Source organism: Limnohabitans sp. INBF002, assembly GCF_027924905.1.
GTDB lineage: Bacteria > Pseudomonadota > Gammaproteobacteria > Burkholderiales > Burkholderiaceae_C > Limnohabitans.
The window spans coordinates 1,023,474-1,044,140 of sequence record NZ_AP027055.1 but is presented as its reverse complement, the minus strand read 5'-3'; the positions used below and the strand labels follow the sequence as shown (position 1 = coordinate 1,044,140).

Annotated in this window: 21 protein-coding genes; 5 read left to right on the top strand and 16 right to left on the bottom strand. The window is 56.0% G+C overall.

The genetic code is table 11. The features are described from left to right. The first annotated feature begins 73 nt into the window (after positions 1-73). Positions 74-616 (top strand): phasin family protein, encoded by a 543-nt coding sequence (locus QMG15_RS05330; RefSeq protein ID WP_281789848.1) that lies wholly within the window; start codon positions 74-76, stop codon positions 614-616. A gap of 109 nt (positions 617-725) precedes the next feature. On the opposite strand, the gene QMG15_RS05325 is transcribed toward QMG15_RS05330, so the two are convergent. Beyond that, entirely contained in the window at positions 726-1,643 is a 918-nt protein-coding gene (locus QMG15_RS05325) for a patatin-like phospholipase family protein (RefSeq protein WP_281789846.1), read from the bottom strand. A gap of 126 nt (positions 1,644-1,769) precedes the next feature. On the opposite strand from QMG15_RS05325, the gene QMG15_RS05320 reads away from it, so the two are divergent. The 3 genes from QMG15_RS05320 (at position 1,770) to rpoD (ending at position 7,114) form a co-directional block, all read left to right on the top strand. Then, on the top strand, positions 1,770-2,528 hold the full coding sequence (locus tag QMG15_RS05320) for a 3-hydroxyacyl-CoA dehydrogenase (protein ID WP_281789844.1): 759 nt from the start codon (positions 1,770-1,772) through the stop codon (positions 2,526-2,528). 67 nt (positions 2,529-2,595) lie between these two features. Then, on the top strand, positions 2,596-4,500 hold the full coding sequence (gene dnaG, locus QMG15_RS05315; RefSeq protein ID WP_281789843.1) for a DNA primase: 1,905 nt from the start codon (positions 2,596-2,598) through the stop codon (positions 4,498-4,500). 250 nt (positions 4,501-4,750) lie between these two features. Beyond that, positions 4,751-7,114 (top strand): RNA polymerase sigma factor RpoD, encoded by a 2,364-nt coding sequence (gene rpoD, locus QMG15_RS05310; RefSeq protein ID WP_281789842.1) that lies wholly within the window; start codon positions 4,751-4,753, stop codon positions 7,112-7,114. An 85-nt stretch (positions 7,115-7,199) separates the two neighbouring features. Here the strand turns inward: rpoD and QMG15_RS05305 are convergent, their stop codons facing one another. Further along, entirely contained in the window at positions 7,200-8,036 is an 837-nt protein-coding gene (locus tag QMG15_RS05305) for a class III extradiol dioxygenase family protein (protein ID WP_281789841.1), read from the bottom strand. An 18-nt stretch (positions 8,037-8,054) separates the two neighbouring features. Beyond that, positions 8,055-8,405: a protocatechuate 4,5-dioxygenase subunit alpha gene (locus tag QMG15_RS05300; RefSeq protein ID WP_281789840.1), complete on the bottom strand. Its 351-nt coding sequence runs from the start codon at positions 8,403-8,405 to the stop codon at positions 8,055-8,057. Positions 8,406-8,492: 87 nt separating this feature from the next. Between QMG15_RS05300 and QMG15_RS05295 the strand changes: the two genes are divergently transcribed. Continuing rightward, the gene (locus QMG15_RS05295; protein ID WP_281789839.1) at positions 8,493-9,377 is read left to right on the top strand and encodes a LysR family transcriptional regulator; all 885 of its coding nucleotides are present in this window, start codon (positions 8,493-8,495) and stop codon (positions 9,375-9,377) included. A 5-nt stretch (positions 9,378-9,382) separates the two neighbouring features. Here QMG15_RS05295 and QMG15_RS05290 read toward each other — a convergent pair whose 3' ends face one another. The 13 genes from QMG15_RS05290 to QMG15_RS05230 all read right to left on the bottom strand — a co-directional run bounded on the left by QMG15_RS05290 (position 9,383) and on the right by QMG15_RS05230 (position 20,662). Further along, complete coding sequence (locus QMG15_RS05290) at positions 9,383-10,384, bottom strand: aldo/keto reductase (protein ID WP_281789838.1); 1,002 nt, start codon at positions 10,382-10,384, stop codon at positions 9,383-9,385. Beyond that, positions 10,381-11,268: a TIM barrel protein gene (locus tag QMG15_RS05285; RefSeq protein WP_281789837.1), complete on the bottom strand. Its 888-nt coding sequence runs from the start codon at positions 11,266-11,268 to the stop codon at positions 10,381-10,383. The genes QMG15_RS05290 and QMG15_RS05285 overlap by 4 nt, the downstream gene beginning before the upstream one ends. A gap of 15 nt (positions 11,269-11,283) precedes the next feature. Beyond that, complete coding sequence (locus tag QMG15_RS05280; RefSeq protein ID WP_281789836.1) at positions 11,284-12,162, bottom strand: 4-hydroxyphenylpyruvate dioxygenase; 879 nt, start codon at positions 12,160-12,162, stop codon at positions 11,284-11,286. Positions 12,163-12,180: 18 nt separating this feature from the next. Then, on the bottom strand, positions 12,181-13,032 hold the full coding sequence (locus tag QMG15_RS05275; RefSeq protein ID WP_281789835.1) for a ThiF family adenylyltransferase: 852 nt from the start codon (positions 13,030-13,032) through the stop codon (positions 12,181-12,183). Between the two features lie 6 nt (positions 13,033-13,038). Continuing rightward, a complete protein-coding gene (gene aroQ, locus QMG15_RS05270; protein WP_281789834.1) occupies positions 13,039-13,482 on the bottom strand; it encodes a type II 3-dehydroquinate dehydratase in 444 nt (147 codons plus the stop codon). A gap of 70 nt (positions 13,483-13,552) precedes the next feature. Beyond that, positions 13,553-14,548, bottom strand: coding sequence for a TRAP transporter substrate-binding protein (locus QMG15_RS05265; RefSeq protein WP_281789833.1), 996 nt, complete (start codon positions 14,546-14,548; stop codon positions 13,553-13,555). Between the two features lie 90 nt (positions 14,549-14,638). Continuing rightward, positions 14,639-15,916 carry a TRAP transporter large permease subunit gene (locus QMG15_RS05260; protein ID WP_281789832.1) on the bottom strand — a complete coding sequence of 426 codons (1,278 nt, stop codon included), beginning with the start codon at positions 15,914-15,916 and terminating at the stop codon, positions 14,639-14,641. A gap of 21 nt (positions 15,917-15,937) precedes the next feature. Then, on the bottom strand, positions 15,938-16,468 hold the full coding sequence (locus QMG15_RS05255; protein WP_281789831.1) for a TRAP transporter small permease: 531 nt from the start codon (positions 16,466-16,468) through the stop codon (positions 15,938-15,940). A 106-nt stretch (positions 16,469-16,574) separates the two neighbouring features. Continuing rightward, the gene (locus QMG15_RS05250; protein WP_281789830.1) at positions 16,575-17,240 is read right to left on the bottom strand and encodes a TetR/AcrR family transcriptional regulator; all 666 of its coding nucleotides are present in this window, start codon (positions 17,238-17,240) and stop codon (positions 16,575-16,577) included. A gap of 56 nt (positions 17,241-17,296) precedes the next feature. After that, positions 17,297-18,085, bottom strand: coding sequence for a sugar phosphate isomerase/epimerase family protein (locus QMG15_RS05245; RefSeq protein ID WP_281789829.1), 789 nt, complete (start codon positions 18,083-18,085; stop codon positions 17,297-17,299). A gap of 12 nt (positions 18,086-18,097) precedes the next feature. Further along, on the bottom strand, positions 18,098-18,934 hold the full coding sequence (gene aroE, locus QMG15_RS05240) for a shikimate dehydrogenase (RefSeq protein ID WP_281789828.1): 837 nt from the start codon (positions 18,932-18,934) through the stop codon (positions 18,098-18,100). Positions 18,935-18,945: 11 nt separating this feature from the next. Continuing rightward, on the bottom strand, positions 18,946-20,166 hold the full coding sequence (locus QMG15_RS05235; RefSeq protein WP_281789827.1) for a CaiB/BaiF CoA-transferase family protein: 1,221 nt from the start codon (positions 20,164-20,166) through the stop codon (positions 18,946-18,948). 10 nt (positions 20,167-20,176) lie between these two features. Beyond that, the gene (locus QMG15_RS05230; RefSeq protein WP_281789826.1) at positions 20,177-20,662 is read right to left on the bottom strand and encodes a MaoC family dehydratase; all 486 of its coding nucleotides are present in this window, start codon (positions 20,660-20,662) and stop codon (positions 20,177-20,179) included. Positions 20,663-20,667: the final 5 nt, after the last annotated feature.

Below are 20,667 nucleotides of genomic sequence, written 5' to 3'. Positions count from 1 at the left end.
TAACCCTAAACTTCATCCCAATGCTGCACCGCAACATTTTTTGCAAGCTCACTTAACTTTCTGGAGTATTCACATGATCAACGTCGAACAAATCGCCGCCACCAACAAAGCCAACTTGGACAACCTGTTCGGTTTGTCAAACAAGGCCTTCGCTGGCGTTGAAAAAATGGTTGAACTCAACCTCACCGCTGGCCGCGCCGCTTTGGCCGAGTCTGCTGCTCACGCACAAGCCGTGATGGGCGTGAAAGACGCACAAGAACTGATCGCTTTGCAAACCAGCTTCTTGCAGCCTTTGGCTGAGAAGTCTGCTGCTTACAGCCGCCACATCTATGACATCGCTCAAGGCACTGGCGCTGACCTGACCAAAGGCTTCGAAGGCAAAGCCGCCGAAGGCCAACAAGCTGTTCAGGCTTACATCGAATCTGCTTTGAAAAACGCACCCGCTGGCTCTGAGCAAGCTGTGGCTTTCTTCAAGCAAGCCGTGACTGCCAGCAACACCGCTGTGGAATCTGTGCAAAAAGCCGTCAAGCAAGCTGCTGACTTGGCCGAATCACACATCCAAACAGCCACTGAAACAGCTGTGAAAGCTTCAAAAAGCGCTGCTAAGAAGCGTTAATTTGTAACGATTGTCTCCTCGGATTCTTCGTCACCTCAGGGTGCAGGAATCCCTTCAAGGGCTCGCCGCAAGGCGGGCCCCTTTTTTTTGCGCCTTTGTATCTGTACGCTTATTGCCCAGCCAAAGCGATTTTGAGCTTGGGCAAAGCTTGCAACATGGCAGCACGGCCTGCTTCAATGGAACGGCGACGGGATTTGAAGTCGGCGCTGCCCACATCGTTCAAAGCGGGGCGCACCACCAGGTCGGCCTCGCGGAGTTCGAAGCTGTTGATGCTTTTGCCCATGATGGTGAAGGTCTGCATCAAGATGTCAAACATGTCGCCGGTTTTGCCCGACTCGGGCGGGCTAGAAATGTCGATGGCCAACACGTACTCGGCCCCCATCTGACGCGCGTAACGCACAGGCACAGGCGACACCAAGCCACCATCCACAAACTCTCGGCTGCCAATGCGCACCGGCTCAAACACCGAAGGCACCGAACTAGACGCGCGCACCGCCGTGCCCACATCGCCGCGCTGGAACAAAATGCCATCGCCGGTTTTTAAATCGGTGGCCACGATGCCCAGAGGCATCTTCAGTTCTTCAATGCGACGGCCACCCGTTTGCTTGTTGACGTAACGGGCCAAACCATCGCCGCGCATCATGCCGCGTCCGAGCAAAGGCACAGTCCAGTCGGTGATGGTGGCTTCTTCCATGGTTTCGGCTGCTTTTTGCAACTGCGCACCATCTTTGCCACTGGCATAAAACGCGGCCACCACGCTACCGGCCGAGGTGCCCACCACCAAGTCGGGCTTGATGCCCGCTTCTTCCAACACCTGAATCACGCCCACGTGCGCAAAGCCACGCGCCGCACCGCCGCCCAAGGCCAAGCCAAACTTGGGCACACGTTTGGCCACGGGCGTTTCTGGTTGGCCGCTTTCTGTGGGCGCCAAAGGCCCGCGCGAAGAACAGCCGGCTAACACAGCCAAACTCAAAACCAACACCCAAGCACGCGCGCTGGACGGTGCAAACAACAAACGCAAATTCATGCAAAAGCCTTAACAAATAAATCTCTAACTAGGGATTGTCCTAGATGGCCGTCACAAGCGCTCAGCATCCCGCATAATTGACGTTTACGTAAACGTAAACCAACTTTCAAAATACGGGAGACCCTCATGGACATCAAAGGCAAAGTTTTCATCGTCACCGGCGCCGCATCGGGCTTGGGCGAAGGCACGGCACGTGCGCTCGCCGCTAAAGGCGGCATCGTGGTCATCGCCGACATGCAAGCCGACAAAGGCGAAGCCGTGGCCAAAGAGATTGGCGGCGCCTTTGTGAAATGTGATGTGAGCAACGAGGCCGACGGCCAAGCCGTGGTCGCCAAAGCCGTGTCCTTGGGCAAACTCATGGGCTTGGTCAACTGCGCGGGCGTGGCGCCTGCCGAAAAAACCGTGGGCAAAAACGGCGCACATGCGCTGAGCAACTTCACCCGCACCATCACCATCAACTTGGTGGGCAGCTTCAACATGATTCGCTTGGCCTCTGAAGCCATGTGCCACAACGAACCCGAAGCCACCGGCGAGCGCGGGGTGTTGATTTCTACCGCATCCGTGGCGGCTTACGACGGCCAAATTGGCCAAGCCGCTTACAGCGCCTCCAAAGGCGGCATCGTGGGCATGACCCTGCCCATCGCCCGCGACCTGGCACGCAATGGCATTCGCAACATGACCATCGCCCCCGGCATCATGGGCACGCCCATGTTGTTTGGCATGCCCCAAGAAGTGCAAGACGCACTGGCTGCAGGCGTGCCCTTCCCTTCACGCTTGGGCACCCCACAGGACTACGCCAAGCTGGCCCTGCACATTTTTGAGAACGATTTGCTCAATGGCGAAGTGATTCGTTTGGACGGCGCGATTCGTTTGGCACCGAAATAAAGAACTGGCCAAGTGGGAAAGGCGGGAGTGCCTGCCTAGAATCTGTGCTCTCTCGCTTTTCTCTCACATGGCCATCCCCCAGCACTTCATCCAAGAACTTCTCGCCCGCGTCGACGTGGTCGAGGTGGTGGGTCGCTATGTGCAGCTCAAAAAGGGCGGGGCCAACTTCATGGGGCTGTGCCCGTTCCACGGGGAGAAGTCGCCTTCGTTTTCGGTCAGTCCCGCGAAACAGTTTTTTCATTGCTTTGGGTGCGGCAAAAACGGCAATGCGATTGGCTTCTTGATGGAGCACGCGGGCATGACCTTCGTCGAAGCGGTGAAGGACCTGGCACAAAACGTCGGCATGCAAGTGCCCGAAGACGACGCCTCGCCGCAAGACCGCGAGCGTGCGGCACAGCAACGCCAAAAACAAGCCACGCTCACCGACGTGTTGGAAAAAGCAGGCGAGTCATTTCGCAAACATTTGCGCAACTCACCCAAAGCGATTGAGTATTTCAAAGGCCGTGGCCTGAGTGGCGAAATCGCCAAACAATTTGGCCTGGGCTACGCGCCAGAAGGTTGGCGCAGCTTGGCCAGTGTGTTCCCCGACTACCAAGACCCGCTGCTCGCAGAGAGTGGCTTGGTCATCGTGAACCAAGAAGACGGCGAAGAAGAAAAACGCTACGACCGCTTCCGAGACCGTATGATGTTCCCCATCCGCAACGTCAAGGGCGAGTGCATTGGCTTTGGTGGCCGCGTGTTGTTTGAGGGCACACCCAAGTACCTCAACTCACCAGAAACGCCTGTGTTCAGCAAAGGCCGCGAGTTGTATGGCTTGTTCGAAGCCCGCAATGCGCTGCGCGACGCCGGCTACGTGCTGGTGACCGAAGGCTACATGGACGTGGTGGCCTTGGCACAGCTGGGCTTTCCCAACGCGGTGGCCACGCTGGGCACGGCCTGCACGACCGACCACGTACAAAAACTGTTTCGCTTCACCGACAACGTGGTGTTCAGCTTTGACGGCGACAGTGCGGGTCGCCGCGCTGCACGCAAAGCGCTGGATGGCGCACTCCCCTACGCCACCGATGTGCGCAGCGTGAAGTTTTTGTTCTTGCCGCAAGAGCACGACCCCGACAGCTACATCCGCGAATTTGGCAAAGAAGCCTTTGCCCACTGCGTGACCGAAGCCATGCCGCTGAGCCGCTTTCTGATCGAAGTGGCCCGCGAAGGTTGTGACTTGCACACGGCGGAAGGCCGCGCCCACATGGCCAGCAACGCCAAGCCCATGTGGATGGCCTTGCCCGATGGCGCGCTCAAGCGCCAGTTGCTCAGCGAAATCGCCGAGCTGGCCGATCTAGGCAACCACGAGCTACAAGACCTGTGGATGCCCGCGGCCCCTGCTGCTGCGCCTACACGCACGGGCGAATTTAAAAAATCATCCAAGTTCAAACCCCGCGAGTCCTACGCGCCCAAAACCTACAAGCGCGGCACACGGCTGATTCCCCAAGGCCGCGCCGACCACGCCGCGCGGGTGCTGCTCTCGCACATGGACTTGTGGGAAGACCTCTCCACCGAAGACCACAACCTCTTGTGCGAGCTGGCCCCACCCCACGGCCCACTGTTTGTGTGGCTGGACCACCAACACCACGAACACGGCAACCAAGCCTGGGGCGCGCTGCGCGAAGGCCTGCGTGAACATGAATCGGAAGATCTCGCCCTGCGCGTGATGGCCTCGGCCTTCACGCCCTTGCTGGACGACGAAGGCAAACCCATGCCCGAAAGCCTGACGCCAGAGCAACAACGCAAAGAAGCGGGCTTAGAGCTGCGCGGCATCTTGAACAAAATTTTGTTTGAAAGCCTAGACGCGCAAATGAAAGAGGCCATTGCTGAGGCCGCGGCTGATCCCACGGCCATGCAGCGCTACAAAGCACTGTTTGAGCGGCGCAAACAGCTGGGCCTGATCCCGCAAAAATTGGTCGAAAGCCAAGACTGACGCGCCTGCGGCTAATTCAATGTCGCATTTTTGGGTATAATCCACACTTAGCAAGTGCGACAGCAGCACCTCCGGGCCCGGCTAACCGTGACACAAGCGCACGACTCGCCACCTTACCGCAAGGACTGCATTCCAAATGTTCGCCCAATCCGCTTGCTTCTAGAGGTTCACACTTCACCCCCCTTTTTCTTTTCCCGCGCCGGGTTTTTGTGGCGCTGTGTATTTGTTTCTTTGATGTCTAGGAGTTTTCATGCCCGTTGACCGCAAGTCCAAGAAGCCTGCCAAACCTGTGGCCAAGACGGTTGCTAAACCTGTGAGCAAAAAGCCAGCACCTGCTGCGCCCAAAGCAGCAGCCAAGCCCCCCGTCAAAGCCGCTGTCAAAGCAGTTACTAAGCCAACCGCAAAACCCGTTGCAAAAACAGCTGCCAAACCGGCAGCCAAGCCAGCAACGAAAGCCAAGTCAGTGCCCGCATCGAAATCAAAAACAACTGCTAAGACAACCAAAGCAGAAGACACCAAGAAAAAAACTTCGGCCGTAGAAGCCCATGCGCCAAAAGCAGCGGCCAAAAAAGCCCCTGCTAAAAAAGCCACCAAAGCCAAAGGCAAAAAAGCCGGGGCTGATGACGAAGACCTCGGCGACATCGAAGCCGACCTCGAAGGCGAACCTGTCGTCGAAGCCGGTGCAGAAAAAGTCAAACCCCTGCGCATGAAAATCAGCAAGGCCAAAGAACGTGCCTTGATGAAAGAATTCGGTTTGGACGAAACCGTGCTGTCTGAAGAAGACATGCAAAAGCGTCGCTCACGTCTGAAGACCCTGATCAAACTCGGTAAGACACGTGGCTACCTGACGCACGGCGAAATTTCTGACCACTTGCCCGACAAGCTGGTCGATGCTGAAACCCTCGAAGTGGTGATCAGCATGTTGAACGACATGGGCGTGGCTGTTTACGAACACACCCCTGACGCAGAAACCCTGCTGCTCAACAACAACACCCCAACGGCAGCGACCGAAGAAGAAGCCGAAGAAGAAGCCGAAGCCGCGCTGTCCACCGTGGACAGCGAATTCGGCCGCACCACCGACCCCGTGCGCATGTACATGCGCGAAATGGGCACGGTCGAGTTGCTGACCCGCGAAGGTGAAATTGAAATTGCCAAGCGCATCGAAGGAGGCTTGATGGACATGATGGCTGCGATCAGCGGCTCACCAGCGACCATCGCTGCTGTGCTGGTCATGGCCGAAGACATTCGTGAAAACAAAGTCGTCATCTCGACCATCGTTGACGGTTTCAACAACCTCAACGAAGCCGACGACTATGTGGCCGAAGAAGACTTCGACGAGTTCGACGAAGAAGATGACGACGACGGCAAAGGTGGCTCTAAGGCTCTGACCAAGAAACTGGAAGAGTTGAAGAACGCCGCCTTGGAGCGTTTCGACCGCATGATTGTGTTGTTCGAAAAACTCCGCAAAACCTACGACAAAGAAGGCTACGGCACACCTGCTTATGTGAAAGCACAAACGGCTTTGACCACCGAGTTGATGGGCATTCGCTTCACCGCGAAGACCATTGAAAAGTTGTGCGAATCTGTGCGCGGCCAAGTGGATGATGTGCGTAAAAACGAACGCGAATTGCGTCGCATCATTGTGGACAAGTGCGGCATGCCACAAGCCACCTTCATCAAAGACTTCCCACCGAACTTGCTCAACCTCAAGTGGGTGGAAAAGCAAGCGGCGGCTGGCAAACCATGGTCCACCACCATGGGCCGCTACATCCCTCCGGTGCAAGACTTGCAGCAAAAGCTGATTGACTTGCAGTCCCGCGTGGTCGTGCCTTTGGAACAACTCAAAGACATCAACAAACGCATGAACGCCGGCGAACGCAGCTCACGCGGCGCGAAGAAAGAAATGATCGAAGCCAACTTGCGTTTGGTCATCTCAATCGCCAAGAAGTACACCAACCGTGGCTTGCAATTCCTGGACTTGATCCAAGAAGGCAACATCGGCTTGATGAAGGCCGTGGACAAGTTTGAATACCGTCGCGGCTACAAGTTCTCGACTTACGCCACTTGGTGGATTCGCCAAGCGATCACGCGCTCCATCGCCGATCAAGCGCGCACCATCCGTATCCCTGTGCACATGATCGAAACGATCAACAAGATGAACCGCATCAGCCGCCAACACTTGCAAGAGTTTGGTTTCGAGCCAGATGCCAGCGTCTTGGCCGAGAAGATGGAAATTCCAGAAGACAAGATCCGCAAGATCATGAAGATCGCCAAAGAGCCAATCTCGATGGAAACACCGATCGGTGACGATGACGACAGCCACTTGGGCGACTTCATCGAAGACAGCGTCAACACCGCGCCTATCGAAGCTGCCATGCAAGCAGGCTTGCGCGATGTGGTGAAAGACATCTTGGATGGTCTGACACCACGCGAAGCCAAAGTGCTGCGCATGCGCTTTGGTATCGAAATGGCCAGCGACCACACCTTGGAAGAAGTGGGCAAACAGTTTGACGTCACGCGCGAGCGCATCCGTCAAATCGAAGCCAAGGCTTTGCGCAAGTTGAAGCACCCCAGCCGCAGCGACAAACTGCGCAGCTTCATCGACACGATGTAAGCAACCTCACCTGCCTCGCTTTTTGCGAAGCAACAAAAAACCCCGCCAGTTTTCACCGGCGGGGTTTTTCTTTTGGGGTTTTGTTTTATTCAGTCGCCAACGCCATCACGCCTGTGGCCGTGTTGGAAATTGGGATGTGATAGTTCTGGTGCACAGGCTTCACGTGGTCGCCCAAAGCGCCGCGCATGGCCAACCACATCACCAGCTCCACACCTTGCGTGCCGGTCTTTTCAACCAACTCGTGGATGCTGAACTGCGTGGCCCACTCGGGGTTCTTTTGCAGGCTGTCCATGAACTCCAAATCAAACGCTTTGTTGATGTGGCCAGCACGTTCACCGTCGAGTTGATGGCTCAAACCACCCGTGCCCAACACCACCACATTCAAATCGCTGTCCCAGCTGCGAATGGCGTCACCCACGGCTTTGCCTAAGTTGTAGCAGCGCTTGGCCGATGGCAATGGGAACTGCACGGTGTTGATGCAAATCGGCACGGTCAACACGGGACATGTGTCGCCTGGCCAAAACAACTTGAGCGGCAAAGTGAACGCATGGTCAACCAACATTTCTTGGCACGTCACCACATCAAATTCTTTCTCCACCAGCTCGTTGATGATGTGCCATGACAAATCAGGCGCACCTTTGAACGGTGGCAAGGTGGGAATGCCCCAGCCTTCATCGGCGTTGTTGTATTGCGCTGCAGCGCCCACGGCAAAGGTGGGCATTTTGTCGAGGAAGAAGTTCAAACCGTGGTCGTTGTAAAACACCACCGCCACATCGGGCTTGACCTTGCCCAACCACTCGTGAATGGGTGGGAAGCCATCAAAGAAGGGCTTCCAATACGGGTCTTGCTGAATGCCTTTGGCAATCGCGCCGCCGATGGATGGGATGTGTGATGAGGCGAGGCCGCCAACGATATTTGCCATGGTGTGTCTCCTTGATGTTTATTGGTGAGCTGCAGCGCGCAGCTTGGCTTTGAATTCTTCTTTGGTCATGCCGGTTTGGGCCGCGCCCAGGTCTTGCACGTCCAAGCCCAAAATGCCAGCGAACTTGGCGAGGTAATACACATTGCCACCGGCTGCAATCAGACCCAGCACATCGCGTGTGCGAATGGCGTCGGCTTGCTGTGCGTTCAAGCCGTACTGCACCATGTACGCCTCTTCGTCGGCTTTGAAGGCATTGCGGTTGTCAGCGCTGTTGAACGAGTAGCACATCTTGTTGAGGGCATAGCCTTTTTGGGCTTGGTCACCGTCAAACAAAGTGGTTCCAAAAATGGGTTCAGGTTTGTGGCTCATGGTTGTCTCCGTGATTGAAGTTTTTCAATGGATCGGAGTGTGGGCGTTTCAACCCATAAAATAAACAGCGCATTACTCATTTATTCCATGAAAAAATTTAATCACTTAGATTTGGACGGTCACCTGCTGCATTTGCTCAGCACGGTCATTGAGCAAGGCTCGGTCACCGCAGCAGCCAATGCGCTGGGCATCACACAGTCGGCCGTGAGCCACCAGCTCGACCGCTTGCGCGCCATCGTGGGCGACGCCTTGTTTGTCAAATCAGGGCGCGGCATTGTGCCCACGGCGCGGGCGGAAGCCTTGGCTTTGCAAGCCCAAGGACTGCTGACTCAGTTGCAAGGCTTTGTGCACAGTGGCGCATTTGAGCCTGCGCGCCTGACCCAATGTTTCACCATCGCCGCCAATGATTTGCAGCGTGACTTGCTGCTGCCGGGCTTGTTGAACCGCTTGCAAGCCCAAGCTCCGGGCGTCACGCTGCGCGTGGTGCCGTCGGATGTGCCCAGTGCTGACATGCTGCGCGCACAAGACTGCCAGTTGGTCATCAGCCCTCGCCCGCCAGATGCCACCGACATCAAACACAAGCGCTTGTTTGCCGACAGCTACCGTGTGTTCTACGACCCGCAGGTGCGCAAAGCTCCGCGGTCGCTCAAAGCCTATGAGGCAGCCGAGCACATCACCGTGGTGCACCAACCGCGTCGCAGCTTAGACATTGATGAACTGCTGCTGAAAAAAGGCGTGCAACGCCGTTTTTCGGCTACCTTGAGCAGTTTTGCAGGTGTGGCAGCTTTCGTGGCTGGCACCGAGCGCTTGGCCACCCTGCCCGGCTTGCTGCGCCAAGGTTTGCTGCGCGGCTTGGCAGATGCGCCAGCCCCCTTTGAAACACCCGAAATGCCCATGTATGCCATCTGGCATGTGCGGCACCAACAAGACCCTGTGCACGCTTGGTTGCGGGAGTTGTTGTTTGCTGCTTGATACGTTTACGCGAACTCTTCGGTATCCACCTCAGACGCATTGACCGCGTTGTAACGCGCCCCCTTCACCGTCTGCGGGTTGATGAGCGTGTCCAACTGCTGCATCTGCTCAGCCGACAACACCACATCGGCGGCGGCGATGTTGTCTTCGAGGTGGCGAATGTTTTGTGTGCCGGGAATCGGGATGAGTTTGCTGTCTTTGTGTAGCAACCAAGCCAACGCCAGCTGCGCGGGCGTGCAACCCACTTGGCGTGCGATGGCTTGGTAGGCATCAAGCAAAGGCAAGTTGGCGGCATAGGTGTCCGCAGCAAAGCGTGGCATGGCTCGGCGAATGTCGTTGGCGGCCAAGCTGCTGACATCGCGTAAATCACCACACAAGAAGCCACGCGCCACGGGGCTGAAAGCCACAAAGGTGGTGCCCAGTTCTTCACAGGCTTTGAGCACAGCGATTTCGGGGTTGCGTGTCCACAGCGAATATTCGGTTTGCACCGCCGCAATGGGGTGCACGGCGTGCGCTTTGCGCAGCGTGGTGGCCGAGACTTCGCTCAAACCAATCTCGCGAATCTTGCCTGCGCGCACCAGGTCGCTCAAAGCGCCCACGCTGTCCTCGATAGGCACTTGTTTGTCCCAGCGATGCAGGTAGTACAGGTCAATCACATCGGTACCCAAACGCGACAAGCTGTCTTCGCAGTTTTGGCGAATCGCTTCAGGACGGCCATTGATGACGCGCTTCACGCCATCGGGGAACGACACACCCGCCATGCCGCCTTTGCTGCACAAGGTGATTTCACTGCGATGTGCTTTGAGGGCGCGACCGACCAACAGTTCGTTGGTGCCAAAGCCATACAAAGCGGCGGTATCAAACATCGTCACGCCGAGGTCTAGGGCGCGATGAATGAGTGCCTCCCCCACTTCAGGCGCGGGTGGCGCGCCATAAGCGTGGCTGAGGTTCATGCAGCCAAGGCCAATGGCTGAAACTTGGTAGGGGCCGAGTTGACGTTGTTTCATACAGAAGCTTGTGTGCGAGTCCAAGCAGGCAACGGGGCTGAACGGTGCAGCACGTTGTCGTGCAGCCATGTGGCGCTTATGCGCGCGCGCTCGGCCACAGTGGCCAAGGGCAGTTGTTGGTAGTCGTCGTTGAAGACTTCAAAGCTGTAGTCGCCACGGTAACCAATGCGATCTAGGCGCAGCACCAAGTCAGCCAAGGCTTCGCTGTGCACACCTTCGCCTGGGAACACACGGAAGGTGCGTGCGGTGGTCATGCGGTCTTCAAAGGTGGGCGTTTCGTTCCACATGAAGTCAGACAGTTGCACCAAGAAAATTTTCTCGGGGTCGAGGTCTTCAATCGCATCCAGCGGTGTGTTGGCCGCGAAGATGTGGAACGAGTCCAAACCAATGCCGAGGTTGGGGCAATCGGCGCGGCACACCACATCCCAAGACGTGTTGAACTCGTTGACCGTGCGGCCCCATGACAAACCTTCGTAAGCCACTTTGATCCCCAAGGGCAAGGCCAACATGGCGAGCTTTTTCAAATCGCGGGCGATGTGATCGAGGTCATCGGTGGCATGGCGTGAGGTGGACGAACACGCCAACAACACTTTGCTGCCCGTGGCCGCGCACATCTCCAACATCGATTTGGCGATGTCCACTTTGTAGCCGTGCAAATGACCAGACAAACCTTCAAAGTCGCGCAACACCTGAAAACCTGTGGGACGCAAACCGCTGGCCTGCACGGCGGCCACGGCGGCAAGCACGCCGCCGGGGTGTGTGACCAAGTCACGCGCCATGAGCATGACTTGTGAGAAGCCTGCGTCTTTCATCGCCGACAGCTTGGCTTCTAAAGAGCCCGCCATCGTGATGGTGTCCATGCCGAAGCCGTCGAGTAAGTTCATGGCGTGGCCTTTTTATTAGTCTTTGTGAACCAGCTCAAACGACACCGAGCCCAAGGCGCTGCGTGTGAGCGCGCCACGGTCTTCGGGGTGCAACTGGGTGGACTCGACAAACTCCACGCCACGCGCTTTGAGTGCCGCAACCGCAGCGCCCACATCGACCGCGCCCAAACCAATGCGTTGCAAGCACTCGGGCGATTCATCGGTGTCCATCCAAGGATCGGGTTCGATCAGTTGCCACAAGAAGTTGCCACACGGGCTCTTCATCAATTTGCCTTTGGGCAAGATGCCAAAACGTTGGTCATCGGGCACAAAGCTGAAATCAAACATGTGTTCAAAGTAGGCCAACCAGTCGGCACTGCGACCTGCACCGATGTACTGCACCACGCCAAAGTAGCTCATGCCAGCGGTGGCTTCTGGGTGTTGGTCCACGGTGGGGATGGGTTTGAAATCGATGTCGTAAATCGAAAACTCTTGCCAACGGTCCACAAAATAAAAGCGGCTGCCGCCTGGGCCGTGGATGGCAGGAATGTGCAGCTCCATCGCTTGCGCTTGGCTGGTCACATTCCATGCGCCCAACTCCATGCAGCGGGTGTGCGCTTGCAGCGCATCACGCACGCGGAAAGCCACAGCAGAAATCACGGGTTGGCCATCGGTGGTGGCGCTCACACGCGCGTCATCAGGGCTGGCGTTGACCACCAAGTTCATGCCGCCTTGGCGGTACAAGGTCACCTCACGCGAGCGGTGGCGTGCCACGGGGCGAAAGCCCATGTTCTCTAGCACTTGGCCCAGCGCCTGTGGGCGGCTGGTGGCGTATTCGATGAACTCGATCCCGTCTAAGCCCAAACGATTGGGCATGTCGGGCACGGACTCGCGGTGTTGAGATGGCAAGGTCATCAAATACTCCAAGAAAAATTAGTAACTCAGCTGTGCCACATCGCGCAACACGTCAGCCGTGGTGGTGGGCAAGTCGAAGTATTCCAAGTAGGCAGGGATTTGTTCAAACAACATGTCCGAGCCCACCTGCACGCGGCAGCCACGGTTCTTGGCGGCTTGCAAGAAGGCAGTCATTTCGGTTTTCATCACCACCTCGCCCACAAAGGCGTCAGGCGAAATGCGCGACACATCCATTGGCAAAGCATCGCCTTCGTTCATGCCCATGGGCGTGGCGTTGACCACCAAGTCGTGGTCAGCGGGGTCGTTTGAGCCCGTGCGCACATCGATCTGAGGGTAGTTTTGTTTCAGGCGTTGGCCCAAGGCCTCGGCAGAGGCGGTGTTCACATCAAACAAGCTGATGGCGGCAATGCCTGCACCTGCGAGAGACGCTGCAATGGCGCAACCCACACCGCCTGAGCCGACCACCAACACGCGCTTACCTGTGAGGTCAAAGCCCTTGCGTTGCACGCCGCGCACAAAGCCTGCGCCGTCAAACATGTCGCCGACCAAACGGCCATCCGCCAATTTTTTCACGGCATTGCAAGCCCCGGCCACGCGCACGGTGGCGGTCACTTCGTCGAGCAAGCCCACGGTCACCACCTTGTGCGGCATGGTGATGAGTGCACCGCAAATGTTGGTGAGGCTGAAAACTGATTTCAAAAACACCGGGTAGTCAGGCGTTTGGCAGCCCATGGGCACCACCACCGCATTGATGCCCGCACTGGCGAAGTACGGGTTGTAAATCATGGGTGACTTGAAGGAATGTGTGGGATAGCCGATGTGGGCAATCAGCTGCGTGTTGCCATTGATAGAAATGCCGTGCTTGCTCATGGTGTTTTATTTAGAAGATTGAACGGCAGACACAGCTGCACGCAAAGCCAACAAATAGCTGTCCGCGCCAAAGCCACAGATTTGGCCTTTCACAATTTCGGCAAACACCGACTTGTGGCGGAACTCTTCACGTGCATGGATGTTGGACATGTGCAATTCAACAATCGGACATGTGAGGATGGCCAAGGCATCTCGAATGCCGTAGCTGTAATGCGTCCAGGCTCCGGCGTTGATCAACACAGCGTCTACGCCATCTAAAAAACCTTTGTGTATGCGCTCGCACATATCACCTTCGTGATTGGTTTGAAAACACTCCACTTGCGCGCCCAACTCGCCACCCAACTTTTGCAAGCTGGCATTGATTTCGTCGAGCGTGATGGTGCCGTATTGCACGGGGTCGCGCTTGCCAAACATATCGTGGTTGATGCCATGCAGCATGAGAATTTTCAAAATAATCTCCTGATATCAGTTCGTCTAAAAACGCGAAACCCTGCAAAGACAGGGTTTCGCGTGGGGTGCGTTACTTGCGCAGCTTGGTCAATTCAGCTTGCAATTCGCTCACAGTCGCAGCGATAGGTTCGCCGTGCTTGGCAATCACAGGCTTCATCTTCTCACGAAGGATGGCCATTTCAGAGGCTGGCAATGTGGTGACTTGCATGCCGTTCTTCTTCAAGTTGTCCAGCAAGCTGGCTTCCAGAGCACGTGCAGTGCTGCGTTGGAACTTGGCAGACTCAGCGGCAGCGTCAGCAACGATTTTTTTCTCAGCAGCGTTCAAGGTGTCCCAGAACTTTTTGCTAATCACCACAGACTGTGGGTTGTATTGATGGCCCGTCAAAGCCAAGTGCTTTTGCACTTCGAAAAGTTTGGCGCTATTGATGGTGGGGATGGGGTTTTCTTGACCGTCCACAGCACCTTGCTCCAAAGCGGCATACACCTCTGGCCATGGCAGTGGTGTGGGGTTAGCACCCAAGGCTTTGACCCAATCCACGTTGATGGGGTTAGGAATGACGCGCAACTTCAGGCCTTCGATATCAGACACTTTGTTGATGGCACGCTTGCCGTTTGAAAGGTGGCGGAAACCCAGCTCGTAATAAGCCAAACCGATCAAACCTTTTTCTTCCAACTTGGCATGCATCTTCTTGCCAAAGGCACCGTCGACAACCGTGTCAGCTTCTTTGCCGCTGGCAAACATGAAGGGGAAGTCGAACACGCCGAAGTCTTTGACTTGGCTGGCGAAGATGCCCGAGTTCATGGAAGCCATCTCCAATGTGCCGCCTTGAATGGCGGACACGTTGGCCTGGTCGCTACCCAAAGTACCGCCTGGGAACAGGTTGACCTTGATCTTGCCGCCAGAGTTTTTCTCAACGATTTCTTTGAATTTCTCCATACCTTGCACGATGGGGTGACCCGCAGTGTTCTGGTTAGCGAACTTGATGGTTTTCTCTTGTGCCGAAGCGATGCCCATGGCAGCCAAGGCCATCGTAGCGATCACGGTTTTGATAAATACACGTTTCATGTCAGTGTCTCCTGATGAACTTTGCGGTCGTACGCCAAACAAAAAAGTTCCACGGTCTGGCGTACCCGAACAGACTGTGGAAAAGAAAAATCAATAGAACCAGCGAGCGGGAACCATGACGAGTTGTGGGAATGCCACCATCGCAAACATGATGATGAACTGAGCCACCATGAACGGCATCACACCACGTGTGACCTCATCCATGCTGACCTTGCCTACACCTGCCACAGCATTCAGCACGGTCCCTACAGGTGGTGTGATCAAGCCAATCGCATTGTTGATGATGAACAAGACACCAAAGTACACGGGGTCAATACCAGCAGCTTTCACGACAGGCATCAGCACAGGTGTGAGCAACAAAATGGTGGGCGTCATGTCCAAGGCCGTGCCCACCAACATGGTGATCACCATGATGGCCAGCATCAACAAACGAGGGCTATCCAACAAAGGTTGCAACAAGACGATCAATTCAGCCGGTAAATTAGCCACCGTGATCAACCAAGCTGACACCATGGCGGCGGCCACCAAGAACATCACAATCGCACTGGTTTTGGCTGACGCCACAAACAAGGGATACAAGCTTTTGAAGTTAAGTTCTTTGTAAATAAACGTCGAAATGAGCAAGGCATACACAGCAGCAACCACAGCGGCTTCCGTGGGTGTGAACACACCGAACTTCAAACCAAACACCACGATCACAGGCAACACCAAAGCCCAAGTGGCTTCGCGCAGAGCTTCGCGGATTTCGCCAAACGATTTACGCGGTGGAACGCTGACCACCTCTTGGCGAGCCAACCACCACCAAGTGATCCATAAGGAACCACCCAACAAGATGCCAGGCACGATACCGGCCATGAACAACTTAGAAATCGACACGTTGCCGGCCACTCCAAAAATCACAAAACCAATGCTCGGTGGAATCACCGGCGCGATGATGCCAGCAGAAGCGATCAAACCCGCAGAACGCGCGCGGTCATGTCCAGCAGCCACCATCATGGGCAACAGCAGTGACGCCAGTGCCGCGGCGTCCGCCACAGCAGAGCCCGACAAGGCGGCCATGATCACAGCCGCCATGATGGTCACATAACCCAAGCCACCTTTGATGTGGCCCACGCAAGCCATTGCAAAGTTCACGATGCGGCGTGACAAACCACCCGCGTTCATGATTTCGCCAGCCAGCATGAAGAATGGCACGGCCAGCAGCGGGAAGCTGTTGGAGCCTTCGATCAAGTTTTGCGCCAAAATTTGCGCGTCAAACATGTTCATGTGCCACATCAGCGCAGCACCGCAGAGCAACAAAGAGAAGGCGATTGGGATACCCAATGCCATGGAACCCATCAGGGAAAAGAGAAATACAGTGATCGTCATGGTCTTATTCCTTGAGTGGGTTTAGTGGCTGTCGCCGTGAGGGACTTCTTCAGATTCTTGGATCATCACCAAGTCTTCGTCGCGAATTTGACCCGTGAGCAAGCGCAGCAGCTCAACAGCAAGAATCAACCCACCCAACACAGCAAACAAAATGCCGGGCAAATACACCCAGCTCATCGAAGCTTCCATCACCGCACTCGTACTGTCCAAGTTGATGACCGCTTGCTCATACGCACCGCGGAACAACAACCAGCATGCGAACAACATCAAGACGTACGAAGCGCCTAAGCAAATCTTTTTGCCAAACGGACCTAAGCGGCTCACCAACATGTCAGTCCCTAAATGACCGTGTTCCTTCAGGGCCACGATGGCGCCCAAAAAGGTCATCCACACAAAGGCCCAACGTGACAACTCTTCAGACAAGGTGATGCCAGAGTTCATGGCGTAACGCAAAAATACGTTACCAAACACCAGCACCACCATCAGAGCCAGGCAAAAGGCAATCGCGGCTTCCAGCACTCGGCAGCAGCGATCCAAAATTAGGTTAAACATGAGGAAGATCCTTAAAGAATATGGGCTGGAACAAAATGTACAAAACAGTTACTTTGTGGCATGTCAGTGAAAACCCGCATTTAAATCACGCATAGCAAACTATCTGTTATGCCAAATTGGAATAACTCACAAAACGCAGAACCATGTCCACCACGCTTTGGCGTCGTGCAGCCAAAGCTTTGGCGGTTTGGCCGTTGCGTTTGAAAATCAAATCGAAGGTGTAGCGGTTGGACACGTTGAAAAAAGTCAACGCCGAAATAGACGCGTGGATGTCGATGGGGTCCAGCCCCTTGCGAAACACCCCTGCTTTCACACCGCGTTTGTACAGCGCTTCGATGGCCTGAATCACCGACACGTTGAGCTCTTGAATCAGCTTGCTTTGCGCCAGATACTCCCCGCGCTGCATGTTCTCGGAAATGACCAAGCGCACAAAGTCTTGGTTGCTGTGGTGGTGATCGAAGGTAAAGCCCACCAGCGCCTTGAGCGCCTCGACGGGCGACAGATCGGCCAGGTGCAGCTCGGCTTCGGTGGCACGGATGCGGCGATACGCGTCTTCCAGCACGGCCAGGTACAAGCCCTCTTTGCTGCCGTAGTAGTAATAGATCATGCGCTTGCTGGTGTGCGTGGCGGCGGCAATCGCATCGATACGCGCCCCCGCCAAGCCCTTGGCCGCGAACTCTTGCGTGGCCACGGCCATGATGCCAGCCATCGTCCGCTCGGGATCGTTGGTGCGCTTGGGCGCCTTGCGTGCGGAATGTACCGTTTCGTTCATTCATAAAGTATAGAACGCAAGACATGGGGTGTAGACACCAGAAGAACCCTAATACGTCAGGCGGCCGTGTGCCACGCGTGCGTCAAGAATTCAAAGCTGTGGCGCATGGCCGCGACCGGCTCACCTTTGAAGCCGCACTCGGCACTGAGCAAACCACGGTAACCGCTGCGCTTCAAATGGCGCATGAATTCCGGATAGTCATAGCTGCCAGTGCCTGGGTTCAAGCGTCCCGTATCGGCCAAATGGATGTGTTGCACCCAATCGCCCTGCTCAGACAAGGTGGCCAAAGGCTCGTTCTCTTCATCCATGTGATAGAAATCAGCAAGGCCACGCACCTCGGCGCGGTTGAGTTGCTGGGCCAAGCGCACGCCATCGGCCACACTGTTGACCAAGTTGGACTCTTTGGTGTTGAGCGGCTCAATCACCAGCGTCGTGCCCACACCTTTCAGCGCATCCGCACACCAAGACAAGGCGTGCAAAAACTCATCTTCCGCTTGAGCTTGCGACCATCCTTGCGGGATATTGCGTGTCCACCCACTGCCCAAGACCACGATGCGACTTTGGGCCAACGCCAGCATGGCCACCACGCGGTCAAAGTAAGCACGGTTGCGCGCCTCATTTTTTTCTGCACCAACGAGTCTGAAATCATGCGGGAACAAATAGCTCATGGCCAATGCCGGCAATGGCAAGTCGCGCACCAGTGCTTTGGCTTCTTCAAAGGCTTGGTCATCTTCTAGCTTCATGGGGACGAGCTGTACTTCGATGTAGTCCAAGCCTGCTTGGTGCATGTCGGCAGCGCGTTCCAGTGGGCCGCACCAACCGATCGGAGGGGTATGAATTTGCATGAATCGCTTTCGTTAAACCAAAGGAACACGGATGCGTTCAATCACAGCCGCTGTATCAGGGCGCACACCGCGCCACCACGCAAAGGCTTCTGCCGCTTGCTCAGCCAACATGCCCACGCCATCGGCGATGTGTTTGACGCCTGCGTTTTGCGCCAAACGCAAAAAGGGTGTGAGGCCTTTGGCATACGCCAGCTCGTAGGCCAATCCATTGGGGGCAAAGACCGTAGCGGGCACGGGCGGCAAGTCGCCCGTCAAACTGGCCGATGTGGCGTTGAACACCACATCAAACTGTTCGCCCACCAAGTCTTGATAGCCCATGGCCTGCAAACGACCTTTGGCGCTGGGTTGTTGTGCCAAAACTTGCGCCACCAAGGCTTGCGCTTTCGCCAGCGTGCGGTTGGCAATCACCAACAGCTCGGGTTGCTCCTCTAGGAATGGCAACAAAGCACCGCGTGCAGCACCGCCCGCGCCCAGCATCAACACGCGCTGGCCGCGCATGGGGGTCTTCAGGTTGTGCACCACATCACGTACCAAACCCACGCCATCAAAGTTTTCGGCAATGACTTTGTTACCGTCAAACTTCATCGCATTGACGGCTCCTGCCAACTCGGCACGGGCCGAGCGTTCGGTGGCGTAGGCAAACGCATCCAGCTTGAACGGCGCCGTGATGTTCAAGCCTTGACCGCCGTTGGCGCGAAACGCATCGACGGTTTTGGCGAATTCGCCCAAGGGCCCCAAGATCTTGGTGTAGGCAATGTCTTGGTGTGTGACTTCGGCAAACATGCCGTGAATGAGTGGCGACTTGCTGAAGTCAATCGGGTTGCCAATGACGGCGTATTGATCGGTCATGGTGCGTTCTCTTATTCAGCGTACAAAACGCCATCGGCTTGCATGGCCGCGATGTCGTCATCGCTGAAACCCAAGCTGTGTGCAATCTCGGCGTTGTGTTGCCCCAAGTCAGGCGCCACTTGCGTGACCGTGGTGTCGCAGCCAGAGAAGTGAAATGGCAAGTTAGGCAGCTTGATTTTTCCAAGCGCGGGATGGTCTTGCTCAATCACCATGCCGCGCGCTTTAATTTGTGGGTCATCCAACACTTCATCAATGCGTTGCACTTTGGCGCAAGGCACATCGATGGCGTCGAGTTTGGCCAACACGTCCGCCACTTTTTGCTGCGCTACCCACGCTTTGACAATCGGCAAAATTTCCAAGCGATTGGCATTGCGCCCTGCCGCGGTATGAAAGCGCTCATCGGCATCCCATCCTGCAGGGCCACCTGTGTTCGCGACCACTTGCGCAAAACGCTTCCACGCATCGTCCACTTGCGCCGCAATGACCAAGTCACCATCTTGTGCACGGAACACACCGTAGAGCGTGGAGTTGGGCATGTCATGGCCCGTTTGCACCGGCACCTCTTTGCCCCCTGACAAGGTGTAGAGCTGCACCGCATATTCATGCATGGACACCAGGGTGTCGTACAAAGCCAAATCAATGTGCTGACCCTTGCCAGATTTCACACGCCCTAGCAACGCGGCATTGATGGCTGCCACGGCATGAATGCCCGTGTACATATCCCCCAAAGAGATGCGCAACAAAGGCGGTGCCTCACCGGGCACACCCACCATTTGCATGATGCCGCTCTTGGCCTCTGCAATCAAACCAAAGCCTGCGCGGTGCGCGTCTGGCCCCGTGTGGCCGTAGGCTGAGATTGAGCAATACACCAAGCCGGGGTTGGTCTTGGCGAGGTCTTCATACCCAAAGCCCATCTTGCCCAACGCGCCTGGGCGGTAGTTCTCGACAAACACATCGGCGCTGTCCACCAGCTTTTGCATCAAGGCACGGCCGCGTGGGTCTTTCATGTTCACGCACAGGCCTTTTTTGCCCATGTTTTGCTGCAAAAAATAACCGCTGTGGTTGCCGATGAAGTACGCGTGCTGACGCCCCGCATCGCCCGTTTTAGGACGTTCGACTTTGATGACTTCTGCCCCCAAAGCCGCCAAGCAACGGCCCACATACGGCCCCGCCAAGAAGTGGCTGTAGTCAATGACGCGCATGCCCGCGAGCGGAAGATTTTGTTGGCTCATGTTGTAGTCCTTAGAAGGCACCGAGGCGGCGTGGAATCATCAAACGGTGCTCACCCTTGTGCACCACTTGACCGTGTTGGTTGATCAGCTCAGAAGGCAAGATGACGATGCCCCACCCCGGACGGCTTTTAGAGGCCCGCAAGCCCGTGACGGTGAACTTCACATGCAGCGTGTCGTTGATCTTGATGGGCAACAAAAAGTCCCACGTCCAGCCCAGAGACATACCTGGCAAAAAACGGTATTCGCTTTGTGTTTTCAAGCCGTCGGCAATCGAGAGTCCCAACAAGCCGTGCGCAACGCGCGTGCCAAAGGGTGTGGTCTTGGCATAGTCTTCGTCGATGTGCACAGGCGTGTAGTCGCCGGTCAACACCGCGTAGGCGTTGATGCGGTCTTCTGTCACTTCATACGTGGGGCTGATGCACACGTCGCCTTCTTTGGCGTCGTCCCAGTATCTTTCGGGCGTGTTGAAGTGAATGACAGGCGGGGTGAGTTTCATGGGTG